General features: G+C 73.2%; 15 protein-coding genes and 1 pseudogene. 9 read left to right on the top strand and 7 right to left on the bottom strand.

The annotated features are described in order from the left end of the window. Positions 1 to 80: 80 nt before the first annotated feature. The 5 genes and pseudogenes from rho to ACQP12_RS18025 form a co-directional block, all read left to right on the top strand. Positions 81 to 1557 (top strand): annotated as a pseudogene (gene rho, locus ACQP12_RS18045) (transcription termination factor Rho); the annotation flags it as partial. An 11-nt stretch (positions 1558 to 1568) separates the two neighbouring features. After that, complete coding sequence (locus tag ACQP12_RS18040; RefSeq protein WP_433280328.1) at positions 1569 to 2033, top strand: VOC family protein; 465 nt, start codon at positions 1569 to 1571, stop codon at positions 2031 to 2033. A gap of 31 nt (positions 2034 to 2064) precedes the next feature. Next, positions 2065 to 3171, top strand: a complete 1107-nt coding sequence (locus tag ACQP12_RS18035) for a DUF3626 domain-containing protein (protein ID WP_433280327.1) — start codon at positions 2065 to 2067, stop codon at positions 3169 to 3171. A 215-nt stretch (positions 3172 to 3386) separates the two neighbouring features. Next, on the top strand, positions 3387 to 4190 hold the full coding sequence (locus ACQP12_RS18030; RefSeq protein WP_433280325.1) for a hypothetical protein: 804 nt from the start codon (positions 3387 to 3389) through the stop codon (positions 4188 to 4190). Between the two features lie 596 nt (positions 4191 to 4786). Then, complete coding sequence (locus ACQP12_RS18025; RefSeq protein ID WP_433280323.1) at positions 4787 to 5329, top strand: hypothetical protein; 543 nt, start codon at positions 4787 to 4789, stop codon at positions 5327 to 5329. A gap of 59 nt (positions 5330 to 5388) precedes the next feature. On the opposite strand, the gene ACQP12_RS18020 is transcribed toward ACQP12_RS18025, so the two are convergent. From ACQP12_RS18020 to ACQP12_RS18010, 3 genes are all read right to left on the bottom strand, one after another. Beyond that, positions 5389 to 7011 (bottom strand): alkaline phosphatase D family protein, encoded by a 1623-nt coding sequence (locus ACQP12_RS18020; protein ID WP_433280321.1) that lies wholly within the window; start codon positions 7009 to 7011, stop codon positions 5389 to 5391. Positions 7012 to 7106: 95 nt separating this feature from the next. Then, a complete protein-coding gene (locus tag ACQP12_RS18015; RefSeq protein ID WP_433280319.1) occupies positions 7107 to 8561 on the bottom strand; it encodes an MFS transporter in 1455 nt (484 codons plus the stop codon). Positions 8562 to 8632: 71 nt separating this feature from the next. Further along, on the bottom strand, positions 8633 to 8869 hold the full coding sequence (locus ACQP12_RS18010; protein ID WP_433280317.1) for a hypothetical protein: 237 nt from the start codon (positions 8867 to 8869) through the stop codon (positions 8633 to 8635). Positions 8870 to 9018: 149 nt separating this feature from the next. On the opposite strand from ACQP12_RS18010, the gene ACQP12_RS18005 reads away from it, so the two are divergent. Continuing rightward, the gene (locus tag ACQP12_RS18005) at positions 9019 to 10173 is read left to right on the top strand and encodes a geranylgeranyl reductase family protein (protein ID WP_433280315.1); all 1155 of its coding nucleotides are present in this window, start codon (positions 9019 to 9021) and stop codon (positions 10171 to 10173) included. On the opposite strand, the gene ACQP12_RS18000 is transcribed toward ACQP12_RS18005, so the two are convergent. After that, positions 10174 to 11208, bottom strand: coding sequence for an NAD(P)-dependent alcohol dehydrogenase (locus ACQP12_RS18000; protein WP_433280313.1), 1035 nt, complete (start codon positions 11206 to 11208; stop codon positions 10174 to 10176). A gap of 99 nt (positions 11209 to 11307) precedes the next feature. On the opposite strand from ACQP12_RS18000, the gene ACQP12_RS17995 reads away from it, so the two are divergent. Continuing rightward, positions 11308 to 11502, top strand: a complete 195-nt coding sequence (locus ACQP12_RS17995; protein ID WP_357946350.1) for a hypothetical protein — start codon at positions 11308 to 11310, stop codon at positions 11500 to 11502. Between the two features lie 63 nt (positions 11503 to 11565). Here ACQP12_RS17995 and ACQP12_RS17990 read toward each other — a convergent pair whose 3' ends face one another. After that, positions 11566 to 13356 carry a bifunctional metallophosphatase/5'-nucleotidase gene (locus ACQP12_RS17990; protein WP_433280311.1) on the bottom strand — a complete coding sequence of 597 codons (1791 nt, stop codon included), beginning with the start codon at positions 13354 to 13356 and terminating at the stop codon, positions 11566 to 11568. 208 nt (positions 13357 to 13564) lie between these two features. On the opposite strand from ACQP12_RS17990, the gene ACQP12_RS17985 reads away from it, so the two are divergent. Next, entirely contained in the window at positions 13565 to 14467 is a 903-nt protein-coding gene (locus ACQP12_RS17985) for an SDR family oxidoreductase (protein WP_433280309.1), read from the top strand. A 25-nt stretch (positions 14468 to 14492) separates the two neighbouring features. Here ACQP12_RS17985 and ACQP12_RS17980 read toward each other — a convergent pair whose 3' ends face one another. Together ACQP12_RS17980 and ACQP12_RS17975 are read right to left on the bottom strand one after the other, a co-directional pair. Continuing rightward, positions 14493 to 15146 carry a nucleotidyl transferase AbiEii/AbiGii toxin family protein gene (locus ACQP12_RS17980; RefSeq protein WP_433280307.1) on the bottom strand — a complete coding sequence of 218 codons (654 nt, stop codon included), beginning with the start codon at positions 15144 to 15146 and terminating at the stop codon, positions 14493 to 14495. Further along, positions 15143 to 15469 carry a hypothetical protein gene (locus tag ACQP12_RS17975; protein ID WP_313720344.1) on the bottom strand — a complete coding sequence of 109 codons (327 nt, stop codon included), beginning with the start codon at positions 15467 to 15469 and terminating at the stop codon, positions 15143 to 15145. The genes ACQP12_RS17980 and ACQP12_RS17975 overlap by 4 nt, the downstream gene beginning before the upstream one ends. Positions 15470 to 15774: 305 nt before the next feature. Between ACQP12_RS17975 and ACQP12_RS17970 the strand changes: the two genes are divergently transcribed. Beyond that, the gene (locus tag ACQP12_RS17970) at positions 15775 to 16362 is read left to right on the top strand and encodes a hypothetical protein (protein ID WP_433280305.1); all 588 of its coding nucleotides are present in this window, start codon (positions 15775 to 15777) and stop codon (positions 16360 to 16362) included. Positions 16363 to 16392: the final 30 nt, after the last annotated feature.

The raw sequence follows: 16392 nt of genomic DNA, 5'->3' as shown, positions 1-16392 counted from the left end.
GCGGCGTTCCGGGGTAGTCTGCCGATGGACCCGGATGCCGGCGTATGACGCCACCCGGAGCCCACTCTCCCGAATGCGGCAGATCGTCCGGCGTACGCCGCCCATCCCGCCGCGATCGTGCGGCCACCGCCGTCCTGGCTCGACAAGCACCCGACCCGGGCCTCCGCGGGAGTGAACCCGACCGGCTGCTCCGTGCCCGCCGCGACGGCCGGTTCGGGCGCCGTTCGCCTCGCGAATCGAGCGCGGCCCGCCGCTCCGGCAGTGGACGTCCGCCCGGTGCCGCCGGGCGGCGAGCCACCCGTGCCGTGAACCTTCGCCGTGCGCGTCCGCGGGCCGTGACCCGTCGCCTCGCGCCCACCACAGGACGCTCCGACACTCGCTCTCCCTCGCCTGTCCCGATCGGGACGGCCACCTCCCGAAAGGCACTCGATGACCGACACCTCCACGCCGCTCCCGGTGAGCGGCATCGTCGACACGGTCGACGACCACGCACTGCTCCGGGTGGACGGCTACCTGCCGTCCAGCTCGGACGCCCACCTCACCGCCGGCCAGGTGCGCCGGTACGGCCTGCGCCGCGGCGACCTCGTCACCGGCGCCGTCGCCGCCACCCCCCACCGGGGCCGGCACGCCCCGCTGGTCCGGGTCGACACCGTCAACGGGACGACCGTGGAAGAGGCACGCCGCCGCCCGGACTTCCACCGGCTGACACCGATCCACCCGCGGGAGCGGCTGCGGCTGGAGACCGAGCCGCACGTGCTGACCACCCGGGTCATCGACCTGGTGATGCCGATCGGCAAGGGCCAGCGGGCGCTGATCGTTGCGCCGCCGAAGGCGGGAAAGACGATGGTGCTGCAGGCGATCGCGGACGCGATCACCCGCAACAACCCGGAGTGCCATCTCATGGTGGTGCTGGTCGACGAGCGGCCGGAAGAGGTCACCGACATGCAGCGGTCGGTGAAGGGCGAGGTCGTCGCGGCCACGTTCGACCGTCCGCCGCAGGACCACACCACGGTGGCGGAGCTGGCGATCGAGCGGGCGAAGCGCCTCGTCGAGCTGGGTCACGACGTGGTCGTGCTGCTCGACTCGCTGACCCGGCTGGGCCGCGCCTACAACCTGACCGTCCGCTCGGCCGGCCGCACCCTCTCCGGTGGCATCGACGTGGCCGCCCTCACCCCGCCCAAGCAGCTGCTCGCCGCCGCCCGGACGCTCGAGGAGGGCGGCTCCCTGACCGTCATCGCCACCGCCCTGGTCGATACCGGGTCCGCCGCGGACAGCCTCATCTTCGAGGAGTTCAAGAGCACCGGCAACGCCGAGTTGAGGCTGGACCGGGCGCTGGCCGACCGGCGCACCTTCCCCGCCGTCGACGTGCGGGCCTCCGGCACCCGCCGGGAGGACCTGCTGCTCACCGGCGTCGAGCGGGAGCGCCTGCGGGCCCTGCGTGCCGCGCTGTCCACCCTGGACCGGCAGGCGGCGCTGGACCAGCTGCTCCGCCAGCTCGCCGCCAGCGGCGGCAACGCGCACTTCCTGGCGCGCCTCGGCGCCGCGGCACGCGGCTAGGATCTGCGGTCATGGACGCTCCCCGAGCCGACGGGCCGCCGACCGTACGCCAGTTGCGCCTGGTCGTGGAGGCCGAGGACTACGACGCCGCGGTCGCCTTCTTCCGGGACGCGCTGGGCCTGCCGGAGCAGGCCGCGTACTCGGGTGGCGACGGCGCCCGGGTGGTGATCCTGGAAGCGGGCCGGGCCACGCTGGAGGTGGCGAACCCCGCGCAGAAGCGGATGATCGACGAGGTGGAGGTCGGCCGCCAGGTCGCGCCCCGGCTGCGGGTGGCCTTCGAGGTGGACGACAGTCGCGCGACCACCGAGCGTCTCGTCGCGGCGGGCGCCACCGAGGTCGCCCCGCCGACGGTCACTCCGTGGCAGTCGCTCAACGCCCGCCTCGACGGCCCGGCTGGCCTGCATCTCACCGTCTTCGAGGAGCTGCGGAGCCCGACCGAGCGGGAGACCCTGGACGGCTTCGGCACCGACGGCTGAGAATCCCCGTGGCGCGCCGCCCGTGGGCCCGGTGATACTCGGGCCCGTGCCCGACGTGATGCTGACCCCCGCGCAGGCCGCCGCCCTCCGGCACGTCCGCGACGTCGCCCTCCGCGACCGGCCGGCGGCGCTCGCCGTCATCGCCCGGCACCTCGCCGGCTCCGGCGCCGCGTACCGCGCCGAGGAGATCCTCGCCGCGGTGGCCGCGCACGGCCGGCTGACCCTCAACTTCCACCCCGACCGGTTGCTGCGCGACGGCCGGACGGTCGCCGAGGCGCTCGACCAGGAGTGCGTCTACCGTAGCCAGTTCGAGACGGGCGTCTCCAACGGAGGGCTGACCGCCTTCCCCGGCGGCGACCGGGACCGCTGGGAGGAGAAGCTGTTCGGCGGGGCGTACCAGCGGCCCGGCGTGCCCCCGGCGGACCGCCCGAAGTACGGCGGCCTCAACCTGCTCGACCACCCGGACGGCGCCTGCCCCCGGTTCGGCTCCTGCCACCTGCGGCTGCGCCCCGCGGCGCTCGCGCGGGCCACCTTCAGCTTCGGGGACAGCCACACCGAGCCGAAGGACCTCGGCACCCTCACCGTGTTCGAGCCCGTGCTCGCCGCGCTGCTGGCGGCCACCGCCACGACCGGGATCAGCCTCGGCGTGGCCGGCATGGACACCGGCACCCTCCTGCAGACGCTGCTGCGCCGCCGCGAGCGGGCGTCCGACGCGGCCGGCCGGGCACTGGACGACTACATCGAGGCGCAGGTGCACGGTGAGCTGAGCCTCGCCCGGGACGTCGAGGCCGTGGTGGTGGACCCGTCGTTCCGGGGCACCGAGGAGGGCACGATCCTCGCCAGGCTCGCCCGGCGGCACGGCTTCGCGCTCTGCTGGCACACCGGGTTCGAGCTGCCGGTCGACGGCGTCGACGCCGAGTTCCGGGGGCCGGCCATCCCGCCGCTCGCCGCCCGCGTGCACGCCGAGTTCGCCCGCCCCGGCGAGCCGGTGCATGCCGCGCTGATCGGCCGCGCCGCCGCCTCGGTGGTGCGCGAACCGCAACGCTGGGCCGACCGCGGCCCGACCGAGGTGACGCTGCAGCACCTCAAGCAGCTCTGGCACGTCCTGGTCCGGTTCGGCGTCCCGTCGGCCGTCTAGACCGTTTCCATCGGGTTGTCCTTGCCGTCACGGCCGTCCGGAATCCCGGGTGAGCTGGACCGCAGCTCCAGCGGGACGGGGCATTTCCGGAATGCCCGACTGGTCGAGCTGGTTGTGTCCCCCGTACCGCCGGAACACAAACCCGTACCGGCGAGTAGTTCCCCCGAGGGGCGCTCACCCCGGAGCGCGTCGTAACGATCGAAAGGGCATCCATCGTGAAGCAGCACTTCACTCGATGGCTCCCCGCCATCGCGAAGACCGCCGTGGCGAAGGCCGCCGTCACCCGGACCGCCGTGGCGAAGTCCGCCATCGCCGAGACCGCCATCGCGAAGACCGCCGCCGCGAGGACCGCCCTCGCCACCAGCCCGAACCGCCGCGCCGCGCTGACCCTTGCGGGCGTGGCCTGCCTGGGCGGGCTGGCGTTCGGCCCCACCGCCGTCGCCGCCCCGGTGACCAGCGGCCCGCACGCCGGGGCCCTGGCCGCCATCGGCCTGGCCACCGGCAAGAAGACCGGCACCGAGACGGTGAAGTCCGGCCTGACCACCGGCAGTGACAAGGTCCCGACCAAGGCCGACCGGCCCGACCGGGAGCAGCTCATCCCGCACGGGGTCGAGGGCGCCCAGTCGCGCATCCCGCTCGACGACGCGCAGCTCGACAACGCCAAGGCCATCGTGAAGGCGGCCAAGGAGAGCGGCGTGGGGGAGCGGGGCGCCGTGATCGGCGTCGCCACCTCCCTGCAGGAGTCGAAGCTGTACAACCTCGGTCACCTCGGCACGTACAACGACCACGACTCGGAGGGCCTGTTCCAGCAGCGCCCGTCGTCCGGTTGGGGTACGCCCGACCAGGTCACCGACCCGGACTACGCCAGCAAGGCGTTCTTCGGCGCGCTGAAGAATGTCGGCGGCTGGCAGGACCTGCCGCTGACCGCCGCGGCCCAGACGGTCCAGGTGTCCGCCTTCCCGTACGCGTACGCGCAGTGGGAGGAGCAGGCGGCGGACATCGTCCAGCAGCTCTGGTGACATGACAAGACCCGCGAAGCGGCCGGCCCCTGACACGGGCCGGCCGCTTCCGTCTGTCCCGCTCTCCCGCCGCCCGGGTGCCACGGCGTTCCACCGACCGGTCTCGGCGGATTGTCCGGTTCGTGCATGGCCTCGGCGCTGAGTGGAACCTCATGTATGTCTCCGGTGCCGGGATACCTCCATACGGTTCCACCGACCGTCCGGGATTGGGCGGGGTGCCCGCTTCGCGCGGTGACCGGCGGCATCCCGGCGGCGGAATGGCCGGCGGGTGGGGGTCGTTGTATCCGGGTGAACGACCGAGGACCAAGCCCCGCCCGACGGGGTGACCGGCCCGCGCGAGAGCGCCCCGCCCGACGGGGTGACCGGGCCGCGTGACAGCCCCCGCGTGACAGGCCCGCCGAGGCGGGACTGCCCGGCCGGGAATGACGGTGGCCCGGCGGTCGTTGTACATGGTCCCGGCGCGACGAAGAGGCTCTGCCCCGCGCGCCGGATCCCCCTAAGACTTTTTTGAGCGCCCTGACGGTGCTTGCGCACACCACCCCTTGCCGACCCCCGTCGGCCCGGGTGTGCGCCAACCCCCGAATGGAGCTACCCCCATGAACACGATGCTGCGTAAGAGTGTGCTGGGTATTGCTGGTCTGGCCTTCACCGGTGGGATCTTCGCCGGTCCGGTCGCCGCCCACGCTGCGGAGCCGGTGCACACCACGCCGGTCGCGGTGAGCGTGCAGGGCGCCCAGTCGCACATCGAGCTCAACGGTGAGCAGACCGCCAACGCCAAGGCGATCATCGCCGCCACGAAGAAGGCCGGTCTGCCGGAGCGGGCCGCGGTCATCTCGATCGCCACCAGCCTGCAGGAGTCGAAGCTGGAGAACCTCGGGCACCTCGGCGACAAGAACGACCACGACTCGCTGGGCCTGTTCCAGCAGCGCCCCTCCAGTGGTTGGGGCACGCCGGAGCAGATCACCGACCCCGAGTACTCCACCCTGTCCTTCCTCAAGGGCCTCAAGCAGGTCGACGGCTGGGACAAGATGCCCCTGACCGACGCCGCCCAGACCGTGCAGGTCTCGGCCTACCCCGACGCCTACGCCCAGTGGGAGCAGCAGGCCACCGACATCGCCACCCACAACTGGAACAGCTGAGCCAAGTAATCGCTGGCCGGCACCCCGAAACCGGGGTGCCGGCCAGCGGCGTCTCCGGATCAGGCCGGGGCGCTCTCGGCGCGCAGGCGCGACGAGCCCGTGGCCACCGACCAGCCCGCCACCCACCGGCTGGCGCTGGTGTCGCTGGTCCGGTCGGTGAGGTGGTACCAGTCCATCCGGCAGCGCTGCGGAGTCACGTCGAGCACCCCGTACCCGTGCCCGTCCAGCTCGGCCCAGCGCACGTGCGGATTCGTGGAGCGGAGCAGCCCCGCGCCGAGCCGGCTCAGCGGGTTCCCGGCCGGCAGCCTGAGGAAGTCGTTGACGTTGTCGCTGGTCACCGACGGGACGACGAACTCCGCGGCGGCCGGCTCGAGCAGTGTCGTCCGGGTGGTCACCTCGTTGGCCCACGAGGTGTGGATGTCCCCGGTCAGGAAGACCACGTCCCGGGTGCCGGTGGCCCGGAGGTGGTCGACGAGTTCGTTGCGGTCGGCGTTGTAGCCGTCCCACTGGTCGGCGTTGAGGACCGCGCCGTTCTCGGGGATGCCGAGCAGCTTCCCGAGCGGGCCGAGCAGCCAGGACGGCAGCGCGCCGACGTCCAGGCGGGCCATCATCACCGGGTTGCCGACCAGCTTCCACCGCGCGGCGGAGCCGGACAGCCCCGCCTTCAGCCAGGCCATCTGCGCGTCGCCGGTGATCGTCCGGTTCGGGTCGTCGACGTCGGCGCCGGAGGCCTGCGCCGACCGGTACGAGCGGAGGTCCAGCATGGACAGCTCGGCCAGCCGGCCGAACCGGAACCGCCGGTAGATGGACCCGTCCGCGCCGATCCGCACGGGCATCCACTCCAGGTACGCCCGCCGTGCCGCGGCCAGCCGGTCGGCGAACGGTCCCTCGGCGCCCGGGGTGTGGTTCTCGGCGCCGCCGGACCACTCGTCGTTGGCCACCTCGTGGTCGTCCCAGGTGATCACCCAGGGCACGGCGGCGTGCAGCGCCTGCAGGTCGGGGTCGGTCTTGTAGAGCGCGTGCCGGATCCGGTAGTCGGCCAGCGTGAGCACCTCGTGCGCCGGCTGGGTCGGCCGGACCACCCGGCCGGCGGCGGCGAACTCGCCGGTGCCGTACTCGTAGAGGTAGTCGCCGAGGTGGACGACGAGGTTGAGGTCGCCCCGGTCGGCCAGCCGCCGGTAGGCGGCGAAGTAGCCGGCCTCCCAGTTCGCGCAGGACACCACGCCCATCCGCAGCCGGTCGACGGCCGAGTCCACGGGCGGGGCGGTCATCGTCCGGCCGGTCGGCGACCAGGCGCCGCCGTGGCCGAAGCGGTACCAGTAGGTGGTGGCGGCGGCGAGGCCGGAGACGGCGATCTTCACCGTGTGGTCCCGGTCCGGCCCGGTGGTGAGCGTGCCGGCGGCGACGGGCGAGCGGAAGTCGGGCTCGGTGGCGACCTGCCAGCTCACCTCCACGTCCGGGCCGGCGCCGGAGCCGGGCAGGGCGTCGGGCGTCGGGGTGACCCGCGTCCAGAGCAGGATCCCGTCCGGCAGCGGGTCACCGGAGGCGACACCGTGCCGGAACGCGGCGGTGGCCGCGCCGGCGGGGGAGGGGCCGGCGAGGGTGGCGCCGGCCAGCACGGCGGTGCCGGCGGAGGCACCGGCGAGACGCAGGAGGGTACGACGGTCGAGGGTGTTCGTCATGACCCATGTATCTACCGCCGTCTACGTCTCCGGCGCACCCCTCCGGGCCGCGAATTCGCAAGCTGTTCCGCGCCGGTTCTCAATTCGCGCGCGGATCAGGAGCGGTCGCCGGAGTGGCGGTGCTCGGCGACGACGTCGACGAGCGCGGCCACCAGGGCCAGCGCGATGATCGCGACGGCCAGCAGCAGCGAGTGCCGGTAGGCGACGGTGAAGTCGCCCCGGCTGTCGCTCAGCGTGGAGAAGAACAGCGCGCCGACACCGGCGATGCCGGCGGCCGAGCCGATCCGCTGCCCGGTCTGCAGCATGCCGGCGCCGCTGCCGGCCTGCGGCACGGGCACCTCGGAGAGGGTCAGCGTCTGGTTCGGCGCGATGACCAGTCCGCTGCCCAGCCCGGCGAGCAGGAACGGCACGGCGAGGAGCAGCGGCACGGAGTGCCGCGGCTCGTTCCGCAGCACCCACACGGTGGCGAGCAGGCCGAGCACGACCACCAGCAGGCCGGCGGCGACCAGCGGCCGGCCGAACCGGGTGACGACCCGGCCGCCCACCGCCGAGGCGGCCGCCGAGCCGAGCGCGAACGGGGTGATGGCCAGGCCGGCGGCGAGCGCGCTGTAGCCGAGGCCGACCTGGAGGTAGAGCGTGAAGATGAAGAAGATCGCGGTGAACCCGGCGAAGTAGACCAGGCCGATCAGCGATCCCAGGGTGTACGAGCGCAGCCGGAACAGCCGCAGGTCGAACAGGGGCGGCCGGTGCCGGCCGTACCACCGCTCCCAGAACGCGAAGCCGGCCAGGAAGAGCAGGCCGACGGGGATCAGCGCCCACTTGCCGGCGCCGCGCCACTGCTCCCGTTGCACGAGCGGCAGCAGCACCATGGTCACCCCGAGGCCGAGCAGCAGCACCCCGATCGGGTCCAGGCGGTGCCGGTCCGGCTGGCCGGCCGGGCGGGCCGGAATGAGCCGCCAGCCGAGCACCACCGCGAGGATGCCGACCGGGATGTTCACGAAGAAGACCCACCGCCAGCCGTGCTCCTCCCCGCCGAGCTGGATGAGCAGCCCGCCGAGCAGCGGGCCGACGGCGGTGGAGATGCCGATGGTGGCGCCGAGCAGGCCGAATGCCCGGCCCCGCTCGGCGCCCCGGAACAACTGCTGGATCATGCCGCTCACCTGCGGGTTGACCACCCCGGCGGCGGCGCCCTGGACCAGCCGGGCCACGACCAGCCACTCCGGCGAGCGGGCCAGCCCGGCCAGCGCGCTGGTCACGGTGAACAGCGCCACCCCGACCACGAACGCGGTACGCCGGCCGCGGGCGTCGCCGAACCGGCCGGCCGGCACCAGCACCAGACCGAAGGTCAGCGCGTAGCCGGACAGCACCCATTGCAGGTCGCTGGGCGTGGCGTGGAGCGCCCGGTCGATCGACGGCACGGCGACGTTGACGATGCTGACGTCCAGCAGGGTCATGAACGCCGCGACCAGGCCGACGCTGAGGGCCTTCCAGCGGCGCCGGTCGTCGGACCCGCCGGTGTCCGCCGGCGCCGACGACCGGTCCGTGCTCATCGTGCCTCCCGTGGACCGTCGATCACGCATCACCGATCGCTACCCGGCCCCCGATGGGGCAAACGACGATGTCAGGTCATCTGGCGCGCGCACCACCGCGGTCCGAAGTCGAGGCCGGACATCGGGGAGTCCTCCCGATGCAGCAGCCCCCGCTCGGTGAGCAGGTGCAGCGGCTCGCGGAGCTCCTCCTCGGTCATACCGGCCTCCTGGGCGATCGTGTCCGGGTAGGGGACGTGTCCCCGCACCTCGAGCGCGGTCACCGCCTGGTACACCCGTTCCTCGATAGCAGACAGCCGTACCTGCTGCATCGCTTTCCTCCTCGGCGTGGACCGCCCGACCGGCGGGCGGTCTGCGCCCGGCGGTTACCCGGGCGGCGTCCGATGATGCCCACCCGATCGGGGGGTCGTGGCCGGCGCGTGCCGGGCGGGGGGTCGGCGCCGTGGCCTAGGCTGCTCCCGTGATCATCTGGGACCTCGTCGTCGTCGGTGGCGGCCCCGCCGGCCTCTCCGCCGCGCACGCGGCGGCGCGGGCCGGTGTCCGCACCCTGGTGGTCGAGCGGGCCACCCATCCCCGGTACAAGACCTGCGGGGGCGGCCTGATCGGCACCTCGCTGACCGAGATCGCCGATCGGATCGAGGTGCCCGCGCACGACCGGGTCGACCGGATCGACTTCACCCGGGACGGGCGACGCGGCTTCACCCGCCGGCACTCCGCGCCGCTGGTGGCCATGGTCCGCCGGGAGGAGTTCGACGACCGGCTACGCGCCGCCGCCGTCGCGGCCGGGGCCGAGGTCCGCGAGGGGGTCGCGGTCCGGGCCGTCGAGCAGGACCCCGACGAGGTACGCCTGCGGCTGGCCGACGGCGACACGGTACGCGCCCGCGCGGTGATCGGCGCCGACGGCTCGTCGGGCGTGACCGCCCGGCACGTCGGGGTGACGTGGCGCCAGGTCGACCTGGGGCTGGAGTTGGAGCTGCCGGTCCCACCCGCCGAGCAGGACCGCTGGCGCGGGCGGGTGCTCATCGACTGGGGCCCGGTCCCCGGCTCGTACGCCTGGGTGTTCCCGAAGGGCGACCGGCTCACGGTCGGTGTCATCGCGGCCCGGGGCGAGGGCGACCGCACCCGCGCCTACCTGCGCGACTTCGTGGCCCGGCTGGGCCTGGCCGGGGTCGCACCGGAGCACGACTCGGGGCACCTGACGCGCTGCCGGGCGGAGGACTCGCCGCTGCGCCGTGGCCGGGTCCTGGTCGCCGGCGACGCGGCGGGCCTGCTGGAACCGTGGAGCCGGGAGGGCATCAGCTTCGCCCTGCGGTCGGGCCGGCTGGCCGGCGAGGCGGTGGCCGGCGGTGACCTCGACGTCTACGAGCGGGAGGTCCGCCTGCGGCTGGTGCCGGAGATGCGGGCCGGGCACCGGCTGCTGGAGGTCTTCACGCGGCGGCCCGACGTGTTCCACGCGCTGCTGGCGACCCCGCCGGGCTGGCGGATGTTCGTCCGGTTCTGCCAGGGGCGGGCCAGCTTCAGCGAGGTCCTGGCCCGCCGCCCGGTGCGGGCCGGCCTGGCCCTGCTGGACCGGCTGCCGCCCCGGCGGCCGAGCGAGGCCGAGGGCGCCCGGTAGTCAGGGGACGACGACCGCGCGGCCGTGGATCTCTCCGCGCCGCAGCAGCTCGTACGCCTCCGGCGCGTCCGCCAGCGGGAAGGTCTGCACGTCGGCCTGCAGTTGCCCCGCCCGGGCCAGGGCGATCACCTCCTGCAGTTCCGCCCGGGTGCCCCAGAACGGCACCTCGACCGACGTCTCCAGCGGGACGGTCGGCGGCTCGTCGGCGACCGGCCGCACCGGCAGGGTGCCGCCGGCCAGGCCGACCAGCAGCACCCGACCGCCGGTGGCGACCACCTGCCGGGCCGTGGTGACCGTGGGGTCGGCGCCGACGAAGTCCAGCACCACGTCCGCGCCGTCCGGCGGCGGGCCCACCAGAGCCCGGATCCGGTCGACGCTGTCCGGCCCGGCCTGCACCACCTCGTGGGCGCCCATCCGGCTGGCCAGGTCCAGCGCCGCGACGCTGGTGTCCACCGCGATGATCCGCACCGCCGTGGTGGCGACCAGGATCTGCACCGCCATGTGGCCCAGCCCGCCGATGCCGATCACCACGCAGGAGGTGCCGGGACGCAGCTGCTCTCGGGCCAGCTCGACGGCGTGGTACGGGGTCAGCCCGGCGTCGGTGAGCGGGGCCGCCTGGGTCAGGTCCAGCTCGCCGGTGTGCAGCAGCCGGGAGGCGGGCACCACCACGTGTTCGGCCAGGCCGCCGTCGCGGCTGAGCCCGACGCCGCCGACCGGCACCACCCGGCACTGGTTCTCCGCGCCCCGCAGGCAGGCCCGGCAGCGGCCGCACGCGATGATCCCGTAGACCGCCGCCCGGTCCCCGCCGGTCCAGCCGGTGACGCCGGGCCCGACCTGGTCGACGGTGCCGGCGATCTCGTGCCCGAGGGTCATGGGGACGGGGTAGAGGCCGGCCGGCGCGTCGAGGATGTGCAGGTCGGAGTGGCAGGCGCCGACCGCGCCGACGCGCAGCAGCACCTCGCCCGGCCCGGCGGTGGGGGTGGGCACCTCCACCTGCTCCAGCACCCCGGGTGCGGTCATCCGTACCGCGCGCATGGTCGCCCCCCACCTTGTCGCCGGACGAATCGTCGCGGCGGCTTACCCCGACCGGATCGATTGATGCGGCAGGTGGCCGGGCGGGCGCACAATGCGGTCATGAGCGAGCCGCGCGAGTCGTTCACCGACGAGGAGTACGCGTTCCTCCGGCACGTCCGCTTCGGCGAACTGCCGCCCTCGGTGCGCCCGGAGGACCGGGTGGAGTCGACCGAGAGCGAGACCGAGCCGCGCCGGGACCGGCCCGACCCGACCGGCGGTCAGCACGAGTGGGACCTGCGCGCCGGCGGCGCCTGACCGGTCCGTGGACGCGGACGGGCCCCGGGTGCGACACCCGGGGCCCGTCGTGATTGGTACGGATCAGAAGACCGGCACGCCGTCGCGGACCAGCTTCCAGTTGTCCACGAAGAAGTCGGCCGGCCGGATGACGCCCTTGGCCTGCGCCCAGTCGATGAGCAGCTGGCGGATCTCCTGCTGCTGGTTGTAGACCTGGGTCTTCACGATGCCCGGGAAGTTGCCGCCACCGCTGCGCCGGTAGTTGTTGACCGCGACGACGAACTGCGCGTCCGCGGCGACCGGGGTGTCGGTGCCCGGCAGCACCAGGCGGGTGATCCGCTGCCCGACCGGCTTGGCGATGTCGATGTCGTAGTCGAGGCCGGAGATCACGTCGTAGTTGTAGTCCGGCACGGTCGGGTCGTTGATGTTGTCGAGGTCGATGGTGTCGCCGGCCGCCCAGGTCTTGAAGTACTTCGCCGAGTACTCCAGGTACGCCTTCACCTCGGCGCCGGTCATGACGACCGCCTCCAGGGTGTTGTCGAAGACGTACAACCCGGCGACGTCGCGGATCCGCACGTCACCGGCGGGGAAGACGGCGGTCCGGCTGAACGGCGACGCCTGCGACAGCACCGGCAGGTTCGCGTACGCGGTGCCGGCCAGGGCCGCGGCGACCACCTCGGCCTGGACGTGGTTGATGAAGTCCAGGATCGGGGTGTCCTTGTACCGCGACTCGACGGTGGACAGCTCCACCTCCGACTGCGCCACGACCTGGTTCACGTACCCGACGGTCTTGGTGTGCTGGCCGCGGACGGCGGCGAGCACCGCCGGGTCCTCGACGACGGTGTTGGTGTTCAGCATGGTCGAGCCCTTGCCGACGACCTTCCAGCGGCCCTTCTCCCGGGTCAGGGTGAAGTCCATCCGGGTGAGCCGCTGGCCCCACTTCGACGGCTCCGAGGTGAGCACCTGCACGCCGGTGGCCTTGTTGGTGACGAACTTCTCCGGCACCTCGTTGTGGGCGTGGCCGAAGAGGATCGCGTCGATGCCCGGCACCTGCTCGGCGATCAGCGCCACGGGGTTCTCGTTCGGCAGCTCCGGGCCGTAGCTGGAGGTGCCGCTGTCGCCGCCGTGGGCGGAGATGATGACCAGGTCGGCGCCGCGCTCGCGCATCACCGGCACCCACTTGGCGGCGGTGGCCACCATGTCGGCGAAGACCAGCCGGCCCTCGACGTTGGCCTTGTCCCAGATGGCCACGCCCGGGTTGGTGAGGCCGAGGATGCCGACCTTCAGCTTCGCCGCGCCGTGCCCGCCGAGGTCGACCTCCTTGATCACGTACGGCAGGAAGGCCGGCTTGCCGGTCTTCTCGTTGATCGCGTTCGCCGCCAGGGCGGGGAAGCCGAGCTGGCCGATCCAGGTGGCGAGCAGCGGCAGGCCGTAGTTGAACTCGTGATTGCCCAGCGTGACGGCGTCGTACTTCAGCACGTTCATGGCGTTCGCCATCGGGTGCGTCTCACCGGTGCTGGTGATCGGCTCCTGCTTGGCGTAGTAGGTGGCCAGCGGGGTGCCCTGGATGGTGTCGCCGGCGTCCAGCACCAGGGTCGCCTTGCCCTTGCGCTCCGCGCGGATCTGGTTGACCAGGGTGGCCAGCTTCGCGACGCCGACGTCGTTGTGCTTGCTGTCGTCGAACTCGGCGTCCCGGTAGTAGTCCCAGTTGTAGACGTTGCCGTGGGTGTCCGACGTGCCGAGGACCGTCAGGTCCCAGGTCTTCGGCGGCTTCGGCTTGGCCTCGGCGGGAGCGCCGGCGATCAGGGGGGCGGTCGCGGCGGCGGCGGCGACGGCCAGCACCTGGCGGCGCGAGGCGCCGGAGGAGGAGGTCATGAGGTGCCCTTCCATGGGGGTGGACGCGCCTCGTGGGCGCCGTTGCGCACCATAACGACCAGCTGTCACAGACGCCACATCGCCCAGAGGTATCTCACACCACCAGCGCCACGGGACCCCATGGCGTAACACGCACGGCGGCCCGTTTCCGCCCCCGACCCCCGGGTAGGGCCGAGGGGACGGACGACGACGGTGCGAGGGAGACCCGGTGAGCGAGGACCAGTACACCCAGCAGGACCCCACCCGGCAGTACGGCCAGCAGCAGGGCCAGCCCGGCCAGCAGCAGTCGGCGCCGGGCACCGAGCGGGAGATGGGTCCCAAGCCGGATCACGGTGAGGAGTCGTATCGGGGCAGCGACCGGCTCGCCGGCAAGCGGGCGGTGATCACCGGCGGTGACTCCGGCATCGGCCGGGCGGTCGCGATCGCCTACGCCCGGGAGGGCGCCGACGTGCTGATCTCCTACCTGGGCGAGGAGGAGGAGACGGACGCCCGCGAGACGGTGGCGCTGGTCGAGCGGGCCGGGCGCAAGGGCGTCGCCGTGCGGTGCGACGTGCGGGAGGAGGCGAACTGCCGGAGCCTGATCGAGCGGGCGCTGTCCGACCTCGGCGGCATCGACATCCTGGTCAACAACGCGGCCTTCCAGATGTCGCAGGACAAGGGCCTCCTCGACATCACCACCGAGCAGTTCGACCGGGTGTTCAAGACCAACGTGTACGCCATGTTCTGGCTCTGCAAGCTGGCCGTGCCGCACCTGCCCGAAGGTTCGGCGATCATCAACACCTCGTCGATCCAGGCGTTCGACCCGTCGCCGCAGCTGCTGGACTACGCCACCACCAAGGCGGCCATCGCCAACTTCACCAAGGCCCTCGCGCTGAACCTGGCCGACCGGGGCATCCGGGTCAACGCCGTGGCGCCGGGCCCGGTCTGGACGCCGCTGATCCCGGCCACCATGCCCGAGGAGAAGGTGAAGCAGTTCGGCACCGACACGCCGATGGGTCGCCCCGGCCAGCCCGCCGAGCTGGCCCCCGCGTACGTCTTCTTCGCGTCCCAGGAATCCAGCTACGTGACCGGCGAGATCCTCGGCGTCACCGGCGGTAGGCCCACCAAGTGAGGTGGCCGCCCGGCGACGCGTGCGGTCAGCGCGGCCAGGCGGCCATCCGGCGGCGCACTTCGGCGATCTGGCCCGGGTCCAGGCCGTAGCGGGCGAACCGGCGGTCCGGCACCCGGTCCAGGTAGCGCCCGGCCTCCCGGACGTCGTCGGCGTCCAGCGCCGGGTCCACCTGCCGGGCCAGCTCCAGCAGCTCCGCCACGGCGTACCGGTCCAGCGCGGCCGAGACGTCGATGTAGTCGCGGACCTCCCGGCGGTTGACCAACGCGGCCGTCTTGTTGGCGATGAGGTCCCGGACGTCCATCACCGGGCCCAGGTCCATGACCACGGGGCTGCGGTACCGGTCGAGCCGGGCCAGGCTGAGCCGGATCTGCCGCCCGTCCCGGCTCACGACGAAGTCCCGCAGGTCCCGGTCGTAGCCGTCGAACAGCTCGCCCAGCTCGCTGCCCGGATCGGCGTCGGCCACCTGGTAGCCGGCCCGCTCCAGCGCCGCGCGCACTCCGGCCGCCGCTGCCGCGGCCGCGCCCTCCACGTCGGCGAACAGGTCGACGTCCTCCGTCGGGCGGGTGACCAGGCCGTGCGCCGCCCAGGCCACCCCGCCGCCCAGCACGAACCGGTGCGGGCCGGCGGCCGCGAGGGCCACCCGGGCCACCTCCCGGTAGAAGTCGTGCAGGTGGGTCACGCGGCGCGCAGGCCCCGGTGCCGGCTCTCCCACGCCAGGCGTACGCCCCGGGGCAGGTTCAACAGCGGCCACACCCGGCGCAGCGTCCCGCCGTGGATCAGCTCGCGCAGGTCCTCGACGCGGCTCGTCTCGCGCAGCACGTTCTCGTACATCCACAGCAGGTCGTCGGGGTCGCCCAGGTCGAAGGCGCGCTCGCTGCTCCACATCAGGCGCACCGGCAGCTCGACGATGCCCCGGGTGGGGCCGGCGAGCTCGCCGAGGGTGCGCGCCACCACGGCGGGTCGCCCGGGCCGGGCGAGGTACGCGGTGCTGGTGGCCGACATGGTGTCAGGGTAACCCCTGTCCGGCGTTTTCCCATCGCCCCGACCTGGCAACTCCCGACCACCCCACCCCGCACCTGACCGCCCCGCCTGGGGTGATTGTCCGCTTCGGGGCTGTGACGGGCGGCATCCTGGCGGCGGAATGGTGGGGGGCCGGGGGTCGTTGTACATGGTCCGGCGCGGCGTGGAGGCCCCCGCCCCGCGCGCCGTTGATTCCCCCGGAGTGACTTCTCTGAGCGCCTGACGGTGCTTGCGTCTGGCCGGCCCCTGCCGGTCTGCGCGTCGACCCCCGAATGGAGCTACCCCCCATGAACACGATGCTGCGGAAGAGTGTGCTGGGTATTGCTGGTCTGGCGGTTGCCGGTGGTCTGGCGGCCGGTCCGCTGAATCATCACGAGGCGGCGCCGACGGCGGGGCTGTCGGAAACGGCGATGGTGCAGGTCGACAGGCCGGACGCGGGCAAGCTGATCCCGCACGGTGTGCAGGGCGCCCAGTCGCGTATCGATCTGAGCGACGAGCAGGTCGGCAACGCGAAGGCGATCATCGCGGCGACGAAGAAGGCGGGTCTGCCGGAGCGGGCGGCGGTGATCTCGATCGCCACGAGCCTGCAGGAGTCGAAGCTGGAGAACCTCGGGCACCTCGGCGACGCCAACGACCATGACTCGCTGGGTCTGTTCCAGCAGCGCCCGTCCAGTGGTTGGGGTACGCCGGAGCAGATCACCGACCCCGAGTACTCGACCCTGGCGTTCCTGAAGGGTCTGAAGCAGGTCGACGGCTGGCAGGACATGCCGCTGACCGAGGCCGCGCAGACCGTGCAGGTGTCGGCCTACCCGGACGCGTACGCGCAGTGGGAGCAGCAGGCCGCCGACATCGTCGGCCAGTACTGGAACAGCTGACCCACGTGGATCGCTGGCCGGGACTCCGGT

The sequence above is a fragment of the Micromonospora sp. CA-244673 genome (assembly GCF_050948395.1).
Lineage (GTDB): Bacteria > Actinomycetota > Actinomycetes > Mycobacteriales > Micromonosporaceae > Micromonospora.
This window is presented reverse-complemented; position numbering and strand designations above follow the sequence as displayed.

What these genes read in the sequence shown, in the direction of transcription:
- ACQP12_RS18010 (WP_433280317.1), bottom strand. Translation starts at nt 8,869, where the DNA reads ATGCAGCAGGTACGGCTGTCTGCTATCGAGGAACGGGTGTACCAGGCG.
- ACQP12_RS18025 (WP_433280323.1), top strand. Translation starts at nt 4,787, where the DNA reads ATGAACACGATGCTGCGTAAGAGTGTGCTGGGTATTGCTGGTCTGGCC.
- ACQP12_RS18040 (WP_433280328.1), top strand. Translation starts at nt 1,569, where the DNA reads ATGGACGCTCCCCGAGCCGACGGGCCGCCGACCGTACGCCAGTTGCGC.
- ACQP12_RS17990 (WP_433280311.1), bottom strand. Translation starts at nt 13,356, where the DNA reads ATGACCTCCTCCTCCGGCGCCTCGCGCCGCCAGGTGCTGGCCGTCGCC.
- ACQP12_RS18015 (WP_433280319.1), bottom strand. Translation starts at nt 8,561, where the DNA reads ATGAGCACGGACCGGTCGTCGGCGCCGGCGGACACCGGCGGGTCCGAC.
- ACQP12_RS18020 (WP_433280321.1), bottom strand. Translation starts at nt 7,011, where the DNA reads ATGACGAACACCCTCGACCGTCGTACCCTCCTGCGTCTCGCCGGTGCC.
- ACQP12_RS17995 (WP_357946350.1), top strand. Translation starts at nt 11,308, where the DNA reads ATGAGCGAGCCGCGCGAGTCGTTCACCGACGAGGAGTACGCGTTCCTC.
- ACQP12_RS17975 (WP_313720344.1), bottom strand. Translation starts at nt 15,469, where the DNA reads ATGTCGGCCACCAGCACCGCGTACCTCGCCCGGCCCGGGCGACCCGCC.
- ACQP12_RS17970 (WP_433280305.1), top strand. Translation starts at nt 15,775, where the DNA reads ATGAACACGATGCTGCGGAAGAGTGTGCTGGGTATTGCTGGTCTGGCG.
- ACQP12_RS18000 (WP_433280313.1), bottom strand. Translation starts at nt 11,208, where the DNA reads ATGCGCGCGGTACGGATGACCGCACCCGGGGTGCTGGAGCAGGTGGAG.